The sequence below is a fragment of the Chitiniphilus shinanonensis DSM 23277 genome (assembly GCF_000374805.1).
Lineage (GTDB): Bacteria > Pseudomonadota > Gammaproteobacteria > Burkholderiales > Chitinibacteraceae > Chitiniphilus > Chitiniphilus shinanonensis.
Window position 1 is genome coordinate 1 of the sequence record NZ_KB895354.1, and the last position, 18,560, is coordinate 18,560.

The 18,560-nt window shown below is 68.7% G+C and carries 17 protein-coding genes; 3 read left to right on the forward strand and 14 right to left on the reverse strand.

From position 1 onward, the window contains the following. From C556_RS0116250 to C556_RS0116285, 8 genes are all read right to left on the reverse strand, one after another. Positions 1-2,066 (reverse strand): type VI secretion system Vgr family protein (locus C556_RS0116250; RefSeq protein WP_040431374.1); only part of this gene is annotated, 2,066 nt, incomplete at its 3' end. A 106-nt stretch (positions 2,067-2,172) separates the two neighbouring features. Continuing rightward, on the reverse strand, positions 2,173-3,213 hold the full coding sequence (locus C556_RS0116255; RefSeq protein ID WP_018749308.1) for an ABC transporter ATP-binding protein: 1,041 nt from the start codon (positions 3,211-3,213) through the stop codon (positions 2,173-2,175). A gap of 4 nt (positions 3,214-3,217) precedes the next feature. Then, on the reverse strand, positions 3,218-4,876 hold the full coding sequence (locus C556_RS0116260; protein ID WP_018749309.1) for an ABC transporter permease: 1,659 nt from the start codon (positions 4,874-4,876) through the stop codon (positions 3,218-3,220). Positions 4,877-5,059: 183 nt separating this feature from the next. Continuing rightward, positions 5,060-5,635, reverse strand: a complete 576-nt coding sequence (locus C556_RS0116265; RefSeq protein WP_018749310.1) for a GDYXXLXY domain-containing protein — start codon at positions 5,633-5,635, stop codon at positions 5,060-5,062. Beyond that, positions 5,632-6,660, reverse strand: coding sequence for a DUF4401 domain-containing protein (locus tag C556_RS0116270; RefSeq protein WP_018749311.1), 1,029 nt, complete (start codon positions 6,658-6,660; stop codon positions 5,632-5,634). Before C556_RS0116270 ends, C556_RS0116265 begins: the two co-directional genes overlap by 4 nt. After that, a complete protein-coding gene (locus C556_RS0116275; protein WP_083930647.1) occupies positions 6,657-7,649 on the reverse strand; it encodes a DUF2157 domain-containing protein in 993 nt (330 codons plus the stop codon). The genes C556_RS0116270 and C556_RS0116275 overlap by 4 nt, the downstream gene beginning before the upstream one ends. Before the next feature lie 140 nt (positions 7,650-7,789). Then, positions 7,790-8,782, reverse strand: a complete 993-nt coding sequence (locus tag C556_RS0116280) for a Fe(3+) ABC transporter substrate-binding protein (protein WP_026263153.1) — start codon at positions 8,780-8,782, stop codon at positions 7,790-7,792. Positions 8,783-8,949: 167 nt separating this feature from the next. Beyond that, positions 8,950-9,387: an Hsp20/alpha crystallin family protein gene (locus C556_RS0116285; protein ID WP_018749314.1), complete on the reverse strand. Its 438-nt coding sequence runs from the start codon at positions 9,385-9,387 to the stop codon at positions 8,950-8,952. A gap of 327 nt (positions 9,388-9,714) precedes the next feature. On the opposite strand from C556_RS0116285, the gene C556_RS0116290 reads away from it, so the two are divergent. Beyond that, positions 9,715-10,623, forward strand: a complete 909-nt coding sequence (locus C556_RS0116290; protein WP_018749315.1) for a recombination-associated protein RdgC — start codon at positions 9,715-9,717, stop codon at positions 10,621-10,623. 184 nt (positions 10,624-10,807) lie between these two features. On the opposite strand, the gene C556_RS0116295 is transcribed toward C556_RS0116290, so the two are convergent. The 5 genes from C556_RS0116295 to C556_RS21855 form a co-directional block, all read right to left on the reverse strand. After that, entirely contained in the window at positions 10,808-11,722 is a 915-nt protein-coding gene (locus C556_RS0116295) for a Tim44 domain-containing protein (protein ID WP_026263154.1), read from the reverse strand. A gap of 434 nt (positions 11,723-12,156) precedes the next feature. Beyond that, the gene (locus C556_RS0116300; protein ID WP_018749317.1) at positions 12,157-12,372 is read right to left on the reverse strand and encodes a hypothetical protein; all 216 of its coding nucleotides are present in this window, start codon (positions 12,370-12,372) and stop codon (positions 12,157-12,159) included. Positions 12,373-12,530: 158 nt separating this feature from the next. After that, the gene (locus C556_RS0116305; RefSeq protein WP_018749318.1) at positions 12,531-13,361 is read right to left on the reverse strand and encodes a carbohydrate ABC transporter permease; all 831 of its coding nucleotides are present in this window, start codon (positions 13,359-13,361) and stop codon (positions 12,531-12,533) included. Next, the gene (locus C556_RS0116310; protein ID WP_018749319.1) at positions 13,361-14,248 is read right to left on the reverse strand and encodes a carbohydrate ABC transporter permease; all 888 of its coding nucleotides are present in this window, start codon (positions 14,246-14,248) and stop codon (positions 13,361-13,363) included. The genes C556_RS0116305 and C556_RS0116310 overlap by 1 nt, the downstream gene beginning before the upstream one ends. Before the next feature lies 1 nt (position 14,249). Next, entirely contained in the window at positions 14,250-14,666 is a 417-nt protein-coding gene (locus C556_RS21855; protein WP_018749320.1) for a lipocalin-like domain-containing protein, read from the reverse strand. A 273-nt stretch (positions 14,667-14,939) separates the two neighbouring features. Here C556_RS21855 and C556_RS21860 point away from each other — a divergent pair, with 273 nt between their 5' ends. After that, positions 14,940-16,619: a polysaccharide deacetylase family protein gene (locus C556_RS21860; RefSeq protein ID WP_018749321.1), complete on the forward strand. Its 1,680-nt coding sequence runs from the start codon at positions 14,940-14,942 to the stop codon at positions 16,617-16,619. A gap of 193 nt (positions 16,620-16,812) precedes the next feature. Here the strand turns inward: C556_RS21860 and C556_RS0116330 are convergent, their stop codons facing one another. Next, entirely contained in the window at positions 16,813-17,706 is an 894-nt protein-coding gene (locus tag C556_RS0116330; RefSeq protein WP_018749322.1) for a LysR family transcriptional regulator ArgP, read from the reverse strand. A 94-nt stretch (positions 17,707-17,800) separates the two neighbouring features. Here C556_RS0116330 and C556_RS0116335 point away from each other — a divergent pair, with 94 nt between their 5' ends. Then, the gene (locus tag C556_RS0116335) at positions 17,801-18,415 is read left to right on the forward strand and encodes a LysE/ArgO family amino acid transporter (protein WP_018749323.1); all 615 of its coding nucleotides are present in this window, start codon (positions 17,801-17,803) and stop codon (positions 18,413-18,415) included. Positions 18,416-18,560: the final 145 nt, after the last annotated feature.

An 18,560-nucleotide genomic window follows, 5' to 3' on the forward strand; every position in this document is an offset into this window, starting at 1 on the left:
GTCTTGCCGTCGGGATCGGTGTTGCTGCCCGCCTGCCACGCCTTGAGCGCCTGGTTCAGGTGATCGAGGTGGCCTTGCTGCGACCTGGCCTGTTTCTGCCCTTCGAGGTCGAGGGTATCGGGGCCGATTTCGGTGGGGTCGGCCAGTTGCTGCTGCGCGGTGTCGCCCAGCGTCTGCGCCAGTTGCTGCGCGGATTCCAGTTGGGCCTGGGCCTGTTCCCGGTCCAGTTGCTGGCCGCTGGCGCCGGGCTTGGCTTCGGTGCTGAGCAACAAGCCCTGCGCGGCGCGCAGCGCGCCTTGGCGGTCGGTTCTGAGTTCGAAGCCTTCGCCGCGTGGTTCGGCCTTGCCGTCGCTGCGCGGGTGGGTCAGATAGCCCTGGTTCAGTTGGGTCTTGCCGTGTTCGGACGAGAGCTTGGTGCGCACTTCGCCCTGGGTATCGTCGAACAGCAGTTCGCCGTACTGACTGCCCTGGTATTCCTTGCTCTGGATGCCGGACAGGGTTTTATTCGCCGGCAGCGATCCCGCGCCGGAGAACGCCGGGGTCGGGTGGCTGCCGTTGTACAACACGCCCTTGACCAGCGGCCGGTCGATGTCGCCTTCGATGAAGTCCACCAGCACTTCCTGGCCGATGCGCGGGATGAACTGGTGGCCCCAGGCTGCGCCAGCGCTGGGATAGGCGACGCGCAGCCAGCACGAGGAGCGGTCATCCAGGTTGGCGCCGAATTCGGGATGCTCCTGCGGCCGTTGCCAGTGGAACTGCACCTTGATCCGGCCGTACTGGTCGGTGTGGATTTCCTCACCCTCGGGCCCCACCACGGTGGCGGTCTGCACGCCGAGGGCGGTGGGTTTGGCGTGGGTGCTCTCGGCGTAGTCGGGCGTGAGCGGGATGCCGCGCCGTTGCGCTGCAAGCTGGACCGTGAACGGCTGCGGGACGTCTTGCCCCTGCTTCAGGAACTTGAGCAGGTCGCCCGGCAGGTTGTTGTGGGCGGTGAAGCTCAGTTGGCTGGCGACGAACTCGCGCTGTTCCGGGGCGTCGCTGTCATGCAGCGGGTGGTCGGCTAGTTGGAACCATTCGCCGACCTGCACCCCGCGCACCGTGCCCTGGCCGTGGAAAGCCTTTTTTTGCAGGTCGAACGCCTGTTGCCGCAATTGGGCGTAGCGGCCCAATTGTTCGCCGTCGGCGGCGTAGTACAGCGACTGTGGATCGTAGTGCTCCAGGCTGCTTTCGGCCTGGCTGCCACCCGCGCCTTGGTCGATGGCGCTGTCTTCCCCGGCCTGCTGGGTCAGCACCGGTCGATAGTCGAAGCTGGCCAGCGATGCCTGGCCGGGGCCGAGCTGGCGGCTGCTGGTCCAGTCGGTGAGGCTGTCTTCGGCTTCGGTGGCGTCGGCGCGATGGAAGCGGATGCGGCCGTGGCGCGCCTGCGGCAACGAGTAAGGGTCGTCGAACGCCACCAGGGTGACGCGCGGCGTATCGCCGGCCTGATGTTCGAAGCGGTAGGCCAGGCCCTCTTCCGCCAGCAGGCGCGAGACGAAGGCCAGATCGCTCTCGCGGTACTGCAAACAGTAGGAACGGGGGGAATAGGTCTCGGCCAGATCGAAACGCACCGCGAAGGTGGCGCCGAACACCGGGTTGGTGGCGAGGTGTTCGTCCAGCAGCTGCTGCACGATCTCGACCACGCTCAAGTCCTGGAATACCCGGCTGGATCGCCGATGCGCCAGCAGCGCCAGCGGCGGTTCGACCGTCAGCGCGTAGCGGGCAAAGCCGCCATCGGACGGCAGTGCCCGGGCGGCGGTGACCACACCGCAGCGCACCACTTCGTCGCCGTCGGCTGTCAGGATGCCGAGCTGCGCCGGCAGGCCGAGCAGCGATTTGAGCGGCACGCCGACGTCGGGCGACAGGCATTCCACCACGTAGCGATACGGCCGGGACAGCGCTTCCTCGCCGGCGACCGATTGCGGCAGCAGTTGCTCGCCGTAGGCGGCGCCATCGCCCAGGTGCAGGGTCAGCAGCCGCTGCGCCTGGGTGAAGGCGCTGGCGAAGGAAGCCAGCATCTGATGTGTGTCCATACGCTCGCACAAGCATGTTGTCAGCTACGCGCGATATTACATCGTCAACCCGGCAAACCTCATTGACAGCCGTTTATCAGTAATGAACGGCGAATGTGCGGTGTCTCTATTCGCCCCGGGCAAACGCGATCAGGTGATCGATCTCGGCGCGGATGCCGATGGCTTCGCCGATGGCGTGGTCGTGGTGGCTGGGCACCAGCGACAGCACGCGGGCGCCGGAGGGCAGTTCCAGGGTGTAGAGGAATTCGGCGCCGCGAAACGCCTTGGCCAGCACGCGGGCGCGGGTGGGGCTGGCGTCGTCGTGCTGGATGTCGTCGGGGCGGATCAGCACGTCGGCCACGTCGCCGGGCCGGCCGCCGAAGGGCACGGTGCGGCAGATCTCGCCCAGTTCGATCTCGATGCATTGCGCGCCGACGATGCGTCCCGGCAGGAAGGTGCCCTCGCCGATGAAGTCGGCGACGAAGCGGTCCGCCGGCTCGTGATAGAGCCGGTACGGCGTGGCCCATTGGCGGATGTGGCCGTCGGCCATCACGCCGACCACGTCGGCGACGGCGAAGGCTTCATGCTGGTCGTGGGTGACCAGGATGGCGGTGGTGCCGGCGGCCTTGAGTATGGCACGCACCTCCTGCGCCAGGCGCTCGCGCAGTTCCACGTCCAGGTTGGAGAACGGCTCGTCCAGCAGCAGCAGGCGCGGGCTGGGTGCCAGCGCGCGCGCCAGGGCGACGCGCTGCTGCTGCCCGCCGGAGAGCTGGTGCGGATAGCGCCCGCCCTGCCCGGTCAGCCCGACCAGTTCCAGCAACTCGTCGACGCGGGCGCGGCGCGCGGCGCGGTCAAGCCGGCCCAGGCCGAAGGCGATGTTGCCGGCCACGTCCAGGTGCGGGAACAGTGCGTAGTCCTGGAACACCATGCCGATCTGGCGCAACTCGGGCGGCACGCTGCGCCGCGCGTCGGCAACGGTTTCGCCGCCGAGCACGATGCTGCCTTCGCGTACGGTCTCGAAGCCGGCGATGGCGCGCAGCACGGTGGTCTTGCCGCAGCCGGAGGCGCCGAGCAGGCAGCCGATCTGGCCCGCGGCCAGCGACAGCGACAGGTGCTCGACCACGGTCTTGGCGCCGTAGCGCAGGGCGATGTCGTTCAGGTGCAGCATGCGGTCAATCCTCGGCGCCGTGCCGCGTCAGCAGCAATACCGGCAGCAGCCCGGCCAGCACGATGAACAGCGCCGGCAGCGCGGCGCGGTCCCACATGCCTTCGGAAGTCATTTCGAATACGCGGACAGCCAGGGTGTCCCAGCCGAAGGCGCGGGTCATCAGCGTGATCGGCATTTCCTTCATCACGTCGACGAACACCATCAGCAAGGCGGTGAACAGGCCGCCGCGCAGCAGCGGCAGGTGCAGCCGCAGCAACACCTGGCGCGAGCGCAGGCCGAGCGAGCGCGCGGCCTCCTCCTGGTTGCGGGTGATGCGCTGCATGCCGCTGTCCACCGGCTGGAAGCCGACCGCGAGAAAACGCGCCGCCAGCGCCAGCAACATCACCGCCACCGTGCCCTTGAACACCTGGAAGCCTTCGAAGCCCAGCGGCTGGAAGATGGCCAGCAGCAGGTTGTCCAGCCAGGCGATGGGAATGAACACGCCGACCGCCAGCACCGTGCCCGGCACCGCGTAGCCCAGCGTGGCCAGCCGCACCAGCCAGCGGGTGCCGCCGTCGCGGTAGCGGCGACGGGCGTAGGCCAGCGCCAGCGCCAGCGCGGCCACCAGCAACGCCGCCAGCGCGGCCAGCAACACCGAGCGGCCGATGAAGGCGGGATAGCGCTCGTCGAAATCGTCGGCCCACACCTGGGTCACCCAATGCCCCAGCTGGATCAGCGGCACCACGAACGCCACCAGCAGCACCAGCGCGCACCACGCGACCGCGCCCCAGCGGGCCGTGCCGCGCAGCGCGATGCGCTCGCCGCCGCCGGCGCGGGCGTGGTACAGCCGCTCGCCGCGTACCCGTTGCTCGACCACCGCCAGCGCCAGTACGAACAGCACCAGCAGCGAGGCCAGTTGCGACGCCGCCGGCAGGTTGAACAAGGCGAACCACGCCTTGTAGATGGCGGTGGTGAAGGTGTCGAAGTTGAACACCGACACCGCGCCGAAGTCGGCCAGCGTTTCCATCAGCGCCAGCGTCAGGCCGCCGACGATCCACGGTCGCGCCATCGGGATGGCGACGCGCCAGAACGCGGCGCGGCGCGAGACGCCCAGCATCTGCGCCGCCTCCAGCGCGCGCCGCCCCTGGGTGGCGAAGGCGTTGCGCGCCAACAGGTAGACATACGGGTAGAACGCCAGCGACAGCACCAGCACCACGCCGCCGCTGCTGCGGATCGGCGGGAACCACGCGCTGCCGCCGAAGGCGGCGCGCAGCCAGGTCTGCACCGGGCCCGTGAAGTCGAGCAGGCCGACCATGACGAAGGCCAGCACGTAGGCCGGCATCGCCAGCGGCAGCATCAGCGCCCAGGCGAAGAAGCGCCGGCCGGGGAATTCGCACATCGCGGTGAGCCAGGCCAGCGACACGCCCAGCCCCAGCACGCCCAGGCCGACGCCGATGATCAACAGCAGCGTGTTGCGCAGCACGCCGGGCAGCACGTATTGCGCCAGGTGAGCCCAGATTTCGGGCTGCGGCGACAGGAACGACGCCAGCACCACCAGCAGCGGGATCAGCGTGAGCAGCGCGATCGGCAGGCTGATCGCCACCCCGCGCCAGGCGTGGCGGCGATGATGCGCGGCGTGCGGAGAAGGGTCGGAAACGGCGGGGTTCAGGGCGAGTTCGGCCATGCGGAGGAAGGGAAAGCGCGTGCGCGGCGATGCAGCCCCGGCATTATCGCCTTGCGGGACAACCGCTTACAAGAGTCATTCTCAATTGGAACGACGGCCCAAGCCTTCCGGCCGCGTGGTGCGTGGTGCGTGGTGCGTGGTGCGTGGTGCGTGCGTGCGTGCGTGGTGCGTGGTGCGTGGCGCTCAGCCGCTGCCGGCCGGGGCCGCAACACCGTCCATGCGCCGCCCGTGCTCGTCGGCCAATGCCTCCAGCAGCGCGTCGCCATCGTCGCCCACGCGCCAGATCGCATAGCGCGCCTTGGCGTAGTAGCCGCCCTCGCCTTCGGCGAAGAAATAGCTATGGCTGGGCAGCACCGCGTTCCCGCCGGCCCAGCGCATGAACCAGATCGGGCTGGATTGCTGCCAGCGCAGCCGCAATGCCAGCTCGCCGGGACGCGCCATCGACGGCGCGGTGCCGATCCGCACCACGCGGCCCACCCCTTGCGCGTCCACCGCCAGGAAGGCGTACAGCGTCTCGCCCTGTCGCAACAGGCCCAGCGGCGCCGGTTCGGCATTGACGGTGCGCGTCACCGCCTGGGTGACGTCGTAGTCGAGCGCCATGTAGTCGCCCTGCATCAGCGAGCGCGGGTCGACCGGCCGCAACGCCAGCAACACCGGCTTGCCGCTCGCCAGCAGGCGCTCGTGCCGCGTCACCAGCGCGGCGGGCACCGCCAGCGTCAGCGCCACGCCCAGCGCGACCCAGATCCGGTTGGCGTTCATGCGCGTCTCCTGGTCCATGCCCATACCGCCAGCAGCAGCACGCCGACGCCGGCCAGCGCCAGCCCCTTGAGCAGCAGCGGCCAGTGCAGGCTGTAGTAGTAGAGATGGAAGCCCGCCAGCCCGGCGGCGCAGCCCAGCCACACCAGCAGACGACGCCCTTCCGCCAGGCCCAGCCACAGCACCAGCAGCGATGCGGACAGCAGCGGGGAGAGCAGCGCCAGCGGCAGCAGCGCCAGCAATGGTCGTACCGCGGGGGCGACATCCGGCTGGCGTCGCAGCGTTTCGCGCACCGCCAGCAACAGCGGCAGCTGGGCCAGCGCGGCGAGCAGCAGCTCCAGCAGCAGGCGATCGAGGTCCGGCGCCATCGATCCCCAGCCGCCGTGGCGCCCTCCGGCGACGAAGGCGAGCGCGCCCAGCCAGAACACCGTCACGGCGTCGCGCCAGGGCAGCCAGATCGCCATCCGCCGCGGCGGGCGCGTCCACAGCCACCACGTGGCGCAGCCGAACAGCAGTTGTCGCACCGTGGTCAGCAGGCTGTCCGCCAGCGGGCGCTCGGTGAAGAATTCGCCGCTCCAGCGCGGGTTGAGCCAATCCCAGCAGGCGCCCAGCATCAGCATGGCGGCGATCAGCCGCAGCAGTCTTGGCCCGGCCAGGCAGAACAGCACCGCGCCGACGACGAAGCAGCTCCAGGCCACGTGCCGCTCCAGCGGGCTGGACAGCACCATCATGAAGGCGCCGCCGAGCGCCAGCGGCACCCCGGCCTGCGCCAGGAAATACACTCGTCCCAGCCGCATCGCGGCGGTGGCGGCGGCCAGGATCATGGCGCCCAGCAACATGCGCGCGCCATCCGAAGCGGACCACAGCGTCATGCCGGCGGCCAGCACCAGGATCGCGGCCACCCAGGCGGCCACGGTCTGTATGGCCTGTACCGACCACGGCAGTTCGGTGGCGACGGCGTCGGCCGGCTCGCCGCTCAGCGCGCCGCTGGCGCGCAGTTCGTCGATCACTTGTGGCCAGGGTTTCATGCGCCCTCCTCCGCGCGCCAGGCGCGATGGCGATGCAGCAGCAGCCAGGCGATCAGCGCCAGACCGATCACGGCCAGCCCCGCCAGCGCCCACACCACGTCGTCGAAGCGTCCCAGCCGGAGCAACCACGCCAGCGCCACGCTCCAGGCACTGAACGCGGCCAGCGCCAGCTGGTAGACATCGCGGCGGCGCCACGCCAGCGCGGCCTGCGCCGCCAGCCACAACGCCCACAGCGCGATCACCGCGCCATTGCCGGCCACCGCGACGTCCGGCAGCAGCAGCGTGGCATCCTCGCCGGCCATCGCCACGCAGGCGGGCGCGGTGGCGAGCGCCGCGATGCCCAGCGCCAGCGCGGCCGGCAGCGCGCGCCGCCCCCAGCCGGCCGGATCGGCCCAGCGCTCGCACGCCGCCCAGGCGGCGGCCCATCCCAGCAGCAACGGCAGGTTGAGGTCGTTGCTGAACACCAGCAGCAGCGGTTCCAGTCGGTGCACGCCCTGCCAGGCCACCAGCGCCAGCGAGACGATGCCCAGCCACAGCGACCAGAGCGGCAGCCAGCGCAGGTAGGCCGCCCACGGCAACGCCAGCAACGCCCACAGCGCGAACAGTTGCCAGGCGTCGGCGCCGGTCTGGTAGGCCTGGCCGATCACCGCCAGCAGCACGCCGGCCAGCGTGGCCAGCGCGAACACCGCCCAGCGATGCGCCGGCACGTCGCGCCGGGTGAGCCAGGACGCGGCGAGCGCGGCCAGCACGATGGCCGCCGCCAGTCCGACCCGCGCCAGCCGTGGCCACGCCAGCCAGTTGGCGGCGAACATCATCACGATGCCGGACAACAGCGCCAGCACGCCGCAGCCCAGTAGCAGGCGCTCGGCGGACGTGCGCCAGCGCGCCGCGTCGGGGCGCAGGCCCAATCCATCCAGTGCCTGACGCAAGCCGGCGCGGCTCAACGCGCCGTGGTCGTGCCAGGTTTCCAGCCGAGTTCGAGGATCCATCCCTGCTCCCGTGGTCGAAAGCGCACCTTAACCGAGTGCGGGACAAACAAAAAGCCCGGCGCAAGGTCCGGGCTGGAGTTCTGGCAAGGCCAGTAGGAAGGGGCCGTCGCGCAACGCGGGGCGTGCGGCCCCGCGGCCGGTCACTTGTAGCCGGCGCGGTCCATCAGCTGGGTGGCCTTGGCTTGCAGTTCACCCGCCTTGGAGACATTGATCAGGTTGGGCTTGAAGCTGCCCCACGCGGCGACCAGCCCATCCGGCTTGATGTGCGGGTTGACCGGGTATTCGAAATCCTTGGTGGCGTACAGGTTCTGCGCCTTGTCCGACGACAGCCACTCGATCAGCTTCACCGCTCCCTTCTGGTTCTTGGCGAACTTGGCCACGCCGGCGCCGGAAACGTTCACATGCACGCCGCCCGCCTGCTGGTTGGCCCAGAAGATCTTCACCGGGAAATCGGGCTTCTTGTCGACGATGCGGCCGTAGTAGTAACTGTTGGCGATACCCACCGCGCACTGGCCGGCGGCGATGGCTTCCAGCATCTTGGTGTCGTCGGCGAACACGTCGGTGGCCAGGTTGGCCACCCAGCCGCGCACGATCTGCTCGGTCCTGGCCTCGCCGTGCTGGGCGATCAGCACCGCCACCAGCGACTGGTTGTAGACCTTCTTCGAGGTACGCAGGCACAGCTTGCCCTTCCACTTCGGGTTGGCGAGGTCCTCGTAGGTGGACAGCTCGCCCGGCTTCACCATGGTCGGGTTGTAGAACATGGTGCGCACGCGCTGCGACAGGCCGAACCACTGGCCTTGCGGATCACGCAGGTGCGCCGGCACGTTGGCTTCCAGCACGGACGAGCGCGTGGGTTGCAGCAGGCCCAGGTTGGCGGCCTGCCACAGGTTGCCGGCATCCACGGTGATCAGCACGTCGGCCGGCGAATTCCTGCCCTCGGCCTTCATGCGCTCCATCAACGGACCTTCCTTGTCGGTCAACAGCTTGACGTCGATGCCCGTGTCCTTGGTGAACGCGTCGAACAGCGGCTTGATCAGTTGTTCGTTACGCGCGGAATAGACGGTCACCGATTCGGCTTGGGCAAAGCCGGCGGCCAGCGCGGCGAGCAACGGCAGGACGAGGAAACGAGGCACGGCGGGTTCTCCGGGATCAGCTGAAAGGCAGTCCCGCACTGTATCGCTTTTGACAATCGTTCTCAACAACTAGATGCAGGTCCACGCACGACAGCGGCATGACCCAGCGTCAGCCAACGAAAAAGCGGGCCATGCGGCCCGCTTCCGTCACCCGTTCCGTGGCGACGTCACTTGATCTCCACCTTGCGCCGGCCCAGTCCCGCGGCCTTCTTCGGCAACACCAGCGACAGCACCCCGTTGTCGAAACTGGCCTGGGCGCCGGCGTCGTCGATTTCATGCGCCAGCCGGAAGCTGCGCGAGATGCGCCCGTAGTAGCGCTCGCTGTGCAGCAGCTTGTCGCCCTCCTTCTTCTCGCTGCTGCGTTTGACCTCGGCGCTCAGCGCGACCAGGTTGCCCTCGATCTGCACTTCGATGTCTTCCTTGGTCACGCCCGGCAGTTCGGCGTGGACGGTGTAGGCGGCGTCGTCCTCGGTGACGTCCACCTTCACCTGCCCGGCGCCCTCGAAGCCCAGCGGGCGGTCGAAGAAGCTGCGCACGAACTCGTCCATCGACCGGCGCGGATCGTCCAGCCAGTTTTCCAGATTGCGTCTCACCGGATAGCTCATGAGTTGGTCCTCCTATGAGAAAAAAACAAAGGGGCGAATCCAGGCAGGCGCAATCGGCTGCATCGCGCCGCCTCTCACTTTTTAATTGGCGTCGTTGCGCTGCGGAATCAAGTACTTGGCGGGCCAGCCACCGCTTAGCGGCAGTGCCTGGAGCGGCCTGTGGAGCCCGGCGCAGCGGCACCGGCAAGGCGCACCCGACGCGGACAGCGCAAGGCGGCGCGACGCGGCCGGGAAGGTTTTGTCGGCGGTGCTTATGACGGGTCGATGCGGTTTGGCGGCCGCTGGCCGCGGCGCTACAATCGCCGGCCGTTTCAAGAAGGATTCGTCATGCTCTGGTTCCGCAATCTCCAGCTCTATCGCCTGGCCCCCGACCACGCGCTGACCGCCGACAGCATCGCCGACTGCCTGGCCAAGCGCCCGTGGGTGCCGTGCGGCACGATGGATCTGTCGTCGCAGGGCTGGGTGCCGCCGGCGCCGCACGCGGCCGAGCTGTACGCCTACGCCCAGCAGGACGCCGTGCTGGTGGCGCTCAAGACCGAGGAGAAGATCCTGCCCGCCATCGTGGTGCGCCAGGAGGCGGAATACCGCATCGCCCAGATCGAGGCCGAGGAAGGTCGCAAGGTGGGGCGCAAGGAAGCGAAGGATCTGCGCGACCGCGTGGCCGAGGAACTGCTGCCCAAGGCGTTCACCCGCAGCCGGGTACAACGGGCCATCGTCGACCTGCAGGCCGGGCTGGTGATCGTCGACGCCGCGGCGGCCGGCAAGGCCGAGCAGTTGCTGTCGGTGCTGCGCGAGGCGCTGGGCAGCCTGCCCGCCCGCCTGATCGATACCCAGACCACGCCGCAGACGGCGATGACGCTGTGGCTGGAGACCGCCGACGCCGGCGCCTTCGACCTGGGACAGGATACCGAGCTGCGCGCGCCCGGCGACGACGGCGCCATCGCGCGCTTCGTGCGCCAGCCGCTGGACAGCGACGAGGTGAAGCAGCATCTGGGCGTCGGCAAGCTGCCGACCCGCCTGGCGCTGTCGTGGGAGGACCGCATCGCCTTCCAGCTCACCGACAAGCTGGAACTCAAGCGCGTGACCATGCTCGACGTGCTGCACGACGAACTGAAGGACGCCGACGCGGCCGACCAGGCGGCGATCTTCGACGGCGGCCTGGCGCTGACCGTGGGCGAACTGCGCAAACTGGTGCCGGCGCTGATCGAGGCGCTGGGCGGCGAAATGCCGGCCTAGCGCGGCAACCCTTCTGGCTGCGCCGCGCGGGGGCGCCGAGCCTCGCTTGCCGTACCCCGTGTACGGTCTGCGTTTCGCGCGTCTTGCCAGAACCGCTACGCCGGGTTTTGTTCGCCGCGCTTGAGCGTGGCTCGATCAAAAAAAGGAGGCGCCGAAGCGCCTCCTTTTTTCATGCCTGGAACGATCAATCGTTCTGCTGGATACCCGCCACCACCCAGCCGTGACGGTCGTCGGTCGGCTTGCTCAGGTGCCAGGTCTCGTCGAACGACGTGGCCGGGGCGTCCTTCTCCTCGCGGATCAGGCCGGTGAAGCGCACGCTGGCAATGTAGCGGTTGCCTTCCTGCACGCACGCCAGCACGTTGGCGTTGACCTCGACCACGTCGGTGGTCTGCGGCGCGCTGCCGCGCTCGGCCAGTTGCAGCTTCACCTCGGCGAACATCTCCGGCGAGGTGAACTCGCGCAGATCGTCCAGGTCGGCCGCGTCATAGGCGGCTTGCAGGCGGATGAAATTGCGCTTGGCCTCGCGGGCGAAACCCTCGGCGTCGAAGCCCGGCGGCAGGCTGGCGGGCGCGCCGAACTGGGCCGACGCCGGCTGCGCGGCGGGTTGCCACACCGGATCGGACGCCGCGCCGCGCATCACCGGCTCGCCGGCGCGGGGCGCCGGTTCGAACGAAGCCGGTTGCTGCGACTGGCCGGCGTTGGCATACGCGGTCTGCATCGGGTTGGCCGGCGCGCGCGGCTTGGCGCGGTTCATCAGCCAGCGCACCACCACCACGGCCACCAGCGCCAGCAAGGCCAGCATCACGAAATTGGCCATGCCTTCGCCCATGCCCAGGTGCGAGAACAGCGCGGCCAGGCCCAGACCCGCGGCCAGACCGGCCAGCGGCCCCATCCACGAGTTCTTGCGCGGCGCGGCGCCCGGGGCCGGCTGCTGCCGGGCGGGGGTTTGATCCACGCTGCGTTGCGGCGCGGCGTCACGGCTGTAGGACCGCTGCATGCCGGAGGATTTGCCGCCACCGAAGCGCTTGGCCTCGGCATGGTCGGCAAAGGCGCCCAGGCCGATAAAGACGGCAAACACGGCGACCAATAGTCGTTTCATCAATCCAGACTCCTGTTTATGAGAATGCGCGTGTCGATGCGCCCGCGTGCGACACCGGACACGGATGAGAGTTTCATATGCCGACGATTTATTTGCCAGGGCGAATCGACATTCAAACCTGGGATGCGTTGGTCCGTGGGCCGGATGGCTGCGCGAAGCGCGGCGCGGCAGATAGCCCTCCTCTCTGCAAGCCGTGCGACAAAGCAGACGCCGGCCCACGGATCAACCCGAAGGGAAGGACGAAGGCCGGGCGCATGGCGGCGTTGTGCCTCGCTTGCGGGGATGACCTCGCGGCACTCGGCACGCCTTGCCCTGCATCCCGGCCTTCGTCCTTCGCACCCAGGTTTGAAGGTCGATTCGCCCTAAGGCGCGCGGACGAAAAAACGCCGGTCCCCCGCGCCGCATGGGCTGGCGCGGCAGGGCCGGCAAGTCGCTCAATCGGCCCGACGGCTCAGGTCGGGGTCATACAGGGCGCCGGTTTCATGATCGAAGGGCTTTTGCAGGGACACATCCACCCGGTGAACACCCGGCAGCGCGGACGGTGCATCGAGCACCACGGCGCGGCGGGTCCGGCGCGGCCTCAGGTCCGCGTGCTGCGGGAACACACTGTGCAGCGATTCGCGGTGATGCAGTGCGGCGGAAAGGCTCATCGCAGACCTCCGGATCGGCCCGGGTCGCACCCGGGCGATACGCGCAAGAGACCCACGTATGAGCGCGATGCCCGGCGCGCGTTCCCGCTAGCCGACCGCCGGCCATCAAAAAAAAACGCCCCGCGCAAGGCAGGGCGTTTACGGGTGAGGCCGCCGGCTCAGGCGCGCGCCGGCAGCGCCTGCGGCGCCAGGAACAGCCGCTGGGTGAAGGCGAAGCCGATGATCACCGGCACCACCGCCATCACCACCGCCGCCATCACCAGGCTGGTCGATACTGCGAATGGGCCGGTCAGGTCGTTGAACACACCGACCGAGATCGGCAGCTTGGTGCGGGTGTAGAACACTACCGCCGGCCACAGGTAGTCGTTCCACGCGGTGACCAGGGTGAAGATCGCCAGCGTGCCCACGGCCGGCAGATTGAGCGGCACCGCCACCCGCCACAGCACGCGCCATTCGCCGGCGCCGTCGACGCGCGCGGCGTCGATCACCTCGGCGGGCAGTTGCTCGAAGCTCTGCTTCATCAGGAACACACCGAAGGCGCTGGCCAGGTTGGGCAGCACCGCGCCGACGTAGCTGTCGACCAGCCCCAGCCGCGAGATGGTGACGAAGTTGGGCAGGATCGCCACTTCGGACGGCAGGGTCAGCGTCAGCAGGATGGCGCCGAACAGCAGCCTGCGGCCGGGGAACTCCATCTGCGCCAGCGCGTAGCCGCACGGGATGGTCAGCGCCAGCACGCCGGCCACCGTGAGCGCCGACAGGATCAGCGAGTTGCCCACGTAGGTGAAGAACGGCATCTCGGCGAACACGCGGTTGAACCAGCCCAGGCCCGGATCGGTGGGGATGAAGGCGCCGGGGAAGTGCCAGATACCCGACGGATCGGCGGACAGGCCCACCGACAGCGCCCACAGGAACGGGAACACGGTGAACAGGGCGAACACGCTCATGCCGAGATAGCGCGTGCCGATCAGAGGCCAGCGGGAGGCGCGCATCATTCGCTCCGGGTGAACGGGTTGTGCCGGCCCATCAGCCGCATCTGCAACGCGGCCACCAGCAGGCACACCAGGGTGAACATCAGGCTGGCCGCGCCGGCCACGCCGAAATTGAAGCCGGAGAACGCGGTGCGGTAGACGAACAACAACGGCGTCATGGTGTCGCCCTCGCCGCCGGTCAGCACCAGCACCTCCTGGAAGGTCTTGAGGGCGCCGATGGTGGACAGCAGCGTGCACAGCACCGCCACCGGCGCCAGGAGCGGCCAGGTCACGTGGCGGAAGCGCGCCCAGGTACCGGCGCCATCCAGCATCGCGGCCTCCTGCAACTCGCGCGGCACCGAGGCCAGTCCCACCAGGTACAGCACCATGTAGTAGCCGACATACTTCCAGAAGCAGAACGCCATCACCGCCACCAGCGACCAGCCGCCGCGCTCCAGCCAGGGCACGCCCTCGCCGGGCTCCATCAGCCCGACCAGCCCCAGCAGCCAGTTGAGGATGCCTTCATGGTGGAACACGTACTGCCAGACGATGCCGGCGATCGACACCGTGATCACCACCGGCAGGTAGTAGGTGGCGCGGAAGAAGGTGATGCCCGGCAGCGGCCGGTGCACCAGCAGCGCGAGGCCCAGCGCGCCGCCCTGGATCAGCGGCACCGTCAGCAGCAGCAGCATGGAATTGCGCAGCGCGATCTGGAACGCCTGCGAATCGGCCAGCACCAGGAAATTGGCGAAGTCGTTCCAGGCGGTGTTGCGGCTGGCGATGAAGTAGTCCTGGAACGCGAGCCAGCCATTGAACAGCATCGGCCAGACCGTGAACACGGCGAACACCAGCGCGCAGGGCGCGACGAACAGGTAGGCGGTGGCGGGATGGACGCCGGGCTTGGCCATGTCAGTCCTCGATACGCCTGTAGGTTTCGATCAGGTAGCCGTCCACCGGCCCCAGGCCCAGCCGGGTCAGCGGGTACTCGCCCTCCTGCACCAGGGTGTCGCCGTCCACGCGCACGGTGAAGGCGAGGTCGGCGCCGACGTAGTTGGGATAGCTGCAGAACTCCACCGACTCCACGTAGCGCTCGCCGTCCAGGGTATAGGTGCCGGCGCCGGCGTCGAAGGATTCAGCCGCCGCCAGCCGGGCTTCCGGCGTCGGGCCGGTGGGCGGGAACGGCGCGCGTTGCGGCGCGGCGGAGAAGAAGTTGAAACGGCCGGCGCGGATCTCTTTCACCATGTACCGGCCCGCGCCGCACGGATAGGTCTTGTCGCCGATGGTGAGATCGGCCGACAACAGCTCCCAACGACCTTCGATTCGCATTCCGATGCTCCCCCGGTTGGTGACACACAGTTCAAGCGCGCTGGCGTCGCAAGGCGCCCTGCCAAACGCCGGCGAGGCGGCCACACCGGCTTACGATAACGTTTAGCGTCGCCGAGGCTTTTGCTCAAATTGTCGAGGCTATGCAAATGACACTTGAAGCGCAGCGTCGGTGCGGTTGCCTGTTGCATCCTTGCAAGAGACATCACGCGGCCGTGGCCGCGCCGATGGCGCCGCCTGGCGGCCCCGCCGGCCGGCGCACGTAAGGAGACCAACATGAACCGACTTCGTCGCCGGGCGCTGTGGCTGGCGCCATTACTGCTGCTGATCGCGGTGCTGGCCGCGCTGGGCTGGCAGCGCTATATCTGGGTGCCCTCCCCGCCACCGCCGCCGACCATCGCCGAGAACACGCCGAAGTCGCGCGTCTACGTGCGCACCCCCTACGTGGAGAACTGGGATCAGGTGCCGCTGGCCGAATTCGAGCGCCAAGCGCGCAAGTTTCCCGGCGAGTTGTTCGTCGAGGGGCCGACCCACCGCAAGCTGATCGCGCTCACCTTCGACGACGGCCCCAGCTGGAATACCTCCAAGCTGCTGGACGTGCTGGCCAAGCACAAGGTGAAGGCCACCTTCTTCTGGCTCGGCCGCGAAATGGAGCTTTATCCGGACGTGGTGCGCCGCGCCGACCGCGAAGGCCACCTGCTGGGCAACCACACCTGGGATCACCCCGACATCAGCGGCCTGGACGAAACCACGCTGTGGGATGAGCAGATCGGCGCCACCCAGCAGGTATTCATGGATCTGCTGGGCTATGCCCCGCACCTGATGCGCCCGCCCTACGGCCGCGTCGCCGACGCCCAGGTGCCGTTCCTGGCCAAGCACGGGCTGAAGGTGATCCAGTGGTCGGTGGATACCCAGGACTGGAACCGCGCGCGCCAGGCGTTCGGCAGCCACATGATCGAACGTTTCCTCCAGGACTACAGCCACCCCGAGGGCATCGTGCTGATGCATGACGGCGGCGGCAAGCGCTACAAGACGGTGGAAGCCGTGGACCGCGCCATCCCGTGGCTGCGCGCCGCCGGCTACGAATTCGTCACCGTCGACGAACTGCTGGGCACCAGGCCCGCGCCCGCCGCCAGCACGCCGGCCGAGGCCAGCCGTAACCAATGGGTGCCCGCTCCATCGCTGGGCAAGGTGCCGGAAACCAAACCCAAGACCCGCCAATACGTACGCACGCCATTCCTGGAGGACTGGGGTCAGGTGCCGCTGGCCGAACTCGAACGCCAGGCACGCAGGTTCCCCGGGCTGGTGTTCCTGGAAGGCCCGACCCACCGTCGCAAGGTGGCGCTGACCTTCGACGACGGTCCCAGCCTCTACACCGGGCAATTGCTGGACGTGCTGGCCAAGCACAAGGCCAAGGCCACCTTCTTCTGGCTGGGCCGCGAAATGGAAAGCTACCCCGAGATGGTGATCCGCGCCGACCGCGAAGGCCATCTGCTGGGCAATCACGGCTGGAACCACGCCGACCTCAGCGACCTGAACGACGCCGCGTTGTGGAACGAGCAGATCGGCGCCACCCAGCAGGTGTTCCAGAAGTTGCTGGGCCATGCCCCGCACCTGCTGCGCCCGCCTTACGGCCGTCTCGCCGACAGCCAGATGGCGCTGCTGAAGCGCCGTGGCTTGAAGGTGATCGACTGGTCGGTGGACACGCAGGACTGGCTCCATGCGCAGACCGGCCTGGGCAGCCAGTTGATCGAGCGCGCGGTGCAGGATTACGTCCACCCCGAGGCCATCGTGCTGCTGCACGACGGCGGCGGCCACCGCAACCGCACCGTGACCGCGGTGGACCGGCTGATTCCCTGGCTGCGCAACGCGGGCTACGAGCTGGTCACCGTCGACGAGCTGATCGGCACCCCGCCACCCGGAACGGGAAGGGAGAAGGGCAACCCCAAATCTTGAAACACAGAGAACACGGAGCGCACAGAGAAACACGGGAGAAAGACAAAACCTTAAGGTTTGCTCTGCCTTGAGGTTTTCTCTGTGAAACGCCGTGTTCTCTGTGCTCTCTGTGGTTCAAGATGTGGGGTTCAGGGGTTGCCCCCTTCCCTCTTCCCCCTTCCCCCTTCCCAAAGGGCGCAAGCCCTTTCCCCCCTCACTGCCGCAGCACGGCGCGCGCGGCGGTGACGATGCGGCGGAACACCGCCTCCACCGCCGGCGGCTGGATACGCCAGCCGTGCCAGTACAGCGGCAGGTCGTGCGGTTGCAGCGGCAGCAGGTCGATCAGCTCGCCGCGCGCGAGGCGCTCGCGCACCGCCAGTTCCGGCACCAGCACGTAGCCGAAGTCGAGCAGCGCGAAATCGACGAACGCCTGCGACGACGGGGTCAGGTGATACGGGAAATGCCCGTCGCCGATGCCGAAATGCCGCGCCAGGTAGTCGCTGTGCATCGCGTCCTTGCGGTTGTACATCAGCGCCGGCGCCTGGGTCAGCGCCGCGCGCGTCACGCCGTCGGGGAAATGGCGCGCGGCGAAGCGCGGGGTGGCGGCACACACATAGCGCAGCGCGCCCAGCGGCTGGGCCACGCAGCCGCGCATCGCCTCGGCGCGCGCCGACACGCAGGCCAGCACCTCGCCCCGCGCCAGCAGTTCGTGGGTGTAGTCCTCGTTTTCCACCAGCAGGTCGACCAGGAACGGCGAGCCGGCCAGCGCCCGGGCCAGCACCGCCGGCACCCAGCCGTGCAGGCTGTCGGCGTTCACCGCCAGCGGCAGCCGCGACGGCCCGGCCTCGTCGCCGGCCAGCGCGCGCCGCGCTTCTTCCTCCAGCAGGCGGATGCGGTCGAGGTAGCGCAGCAGCGTCTGTCCAGCGGCGGTCGGCACGCACGGCCGGCCACGGGTCAGCAGCGTCTGCCCCAGGCTGGTCTCCAGCGCCCGCACCCGCTGCGACACGGCCGATTGCGTCAGCCGCAGCGCATGGGCCGCGCGCTCGAAACTGCCTTCCTTCACCACCGCCGCCAACGCCGCCGTCGCCCGTGCATCGAACATGTTCATCAGCCAAATTAATGAATCCTGAAAAAGATTAATAAAAATGGAATCGGCGCGCCACCCGCCCTAAGCTCGCGCCATTGCAATCGAGGAAACCGCGATGAGCCTGGTTTATCTACAGGGCCTGAGCCTGGGCGGCGGCCTGATCGTCGCCATCGGTGCGCAGAACGCGCACGTGCTGCGCATGGGCCTGTCGCGACGGCACGCCTTGCTGACCGCCGCGGTATGCGCGCTGTGCGATGCGGCGCTGATCGCCGCCGGGCTGGCCGGCATGGGCGCGCTGCTGGCCGGATCGCCGGGATGGCTGGCGCTGGCGCGCTGGGGCGGCGCGGCCTACCTGGCGTGGTTCGCCTGGCGCGCGCTGCGCGCGGCGTTCGCCCCCGGCGCGCTGGCGGCCGGCGCCGACGCGGGCATGGGCTGGCGCCAGGCGCTGGCCACCGCGCTGGGCTTCAGCCTGCTGAACCCGCATGTCTACCTGGATACCGTGCTGCTGCTGGGCAGCGTCGGCGCACAGCACCCGTGGCCGGATCGCGGCGCCTTCGGCCTGGGCGCCGTGACCGCGTCCTTCCTGTGGTTCTTCAGCCTGGCCGGCGCGGCGCACGCCCTGGCGCCGTGGTTCGCCCGGCCGGCGTTCTGGCGCGCCATCGACCTGATCACCGCGCTGGTGATGGGCGCGCTGGCGGTCGGCCTGGCCAGCGGCGCGCTGGGCGGGTAGACAACCAAACCCCAAATCTTGAAACACAGAGAGCACAGAGAACACAGAGAAAAACGGGAGAAAGACAACACCTCAAGGTTTGCGCTGTCTTGAGGTTTTCTCCGTGGAACTCCGTGCTCTCTGTGTTCTCTGTGGTTCAAGATGC

Coding starts and splice junctions, on each gene's coding strand:
- C556_RS0116305 (WP_018749318.1), bottom strand. CDS start 13,361: ATGCGCGCCTCCCGCTGGCCTCTGATCGGCACGCGCTATCTCGGCATG.
- C556_RS0116285 (WP_018749314.1), bottom strand. CDS start 9,387: ATGAGCTATCCGGTGAGACGCAATCTGGAAAACTGGCTGGACGATCCG.
- C556_RS21855 (WP_018749320.1), bottom strand. CDS start 14,666: ATGCGAATCGAAGGTCGTTGGGAGCTGTTGTCGGCCGATCTCACCATC.
- C556_RS0116335 (WP_018749323.1), top strand. CDS start 17,801: ATGAGCCTGGTTTATCTACAGGGCCTGAGCCTGGGCGGCGGCCTGATC.
- C556_RS0116275 (WP_083930647.1), bottom strand. CDS start 7,649: ATGGATCCTCGAACTCGGCTGGAAACCTGGCACGACCACGGCGCGTTG.
- C556_RS0116295 (WP_026263154.1), bottom strand. CDS start 11,722: ATGAAACGACTATTGGTCGCCGTGTTTGCCGTCTTTATCGGCCTGGGC.
- C556_RS0116300 (WP_018749317.1), bottom strand. CDS start 12,372: ATGAGCCTTTCCGCCGCACTGCATCACCGCGAATCGCTGCACAGTGTG.
- C556_RS0116260 (WP_018749309.1), bottom strand. CDS start 4,876: ATGGCCGAACTCGCCCTGAACCCCGCCGTTTCCGACCCTTCTCCGCAC.
- C556_RS21860 (WP_018749321.1), top strand. CDS start 14,940: ATGAACCGACTTCGTCGCCGGGCGCTGTGGCTGGCGCCATTACTGCTG.
- C556_RS0116265 (WP_018749310.1), bottom strand. CDS start 5,635: ATGAACGCCAACCGGATCTGGGTCGCGCTGGGCGTGGCGCTGACGCTG.
- C556_RS0116270 (WP_018749311.1), bottom strand. CDS start 6,660: ATGAAACCCTGGCCACAAGTGATCGACGAACTGCGCGCCAGCGGCGCG.
- C556_RS0116255 (WP_018749308.1), bottom strand. CDS start 3,213: ATGCTGCACCTGAACGACATCGCCCTGCGCTACGGCGCCAAGACCGTG.
- C556_RS0116290 (WP_018749315.1), top strand. CDS start 9,715: ATGCTCTGGTTCCGCAATCTCCAGCTCTATCGCCTGGCCCCCGACCAC.
- C556_RS0116310 (WP_018749319.1), bottom strand. CDS start 14,248: ATGGCCAAGCCCGGCGTCCATCCCGCCACCGCCTACCTGTTCGTCGCG.
- C556_RS0116330 (WP_018749322.1), bottom strand. CDS start 17,706: ATGAACATGTTCGATGCACGGGCGACGGCGGCGTTGGCGGCGGTGGTG.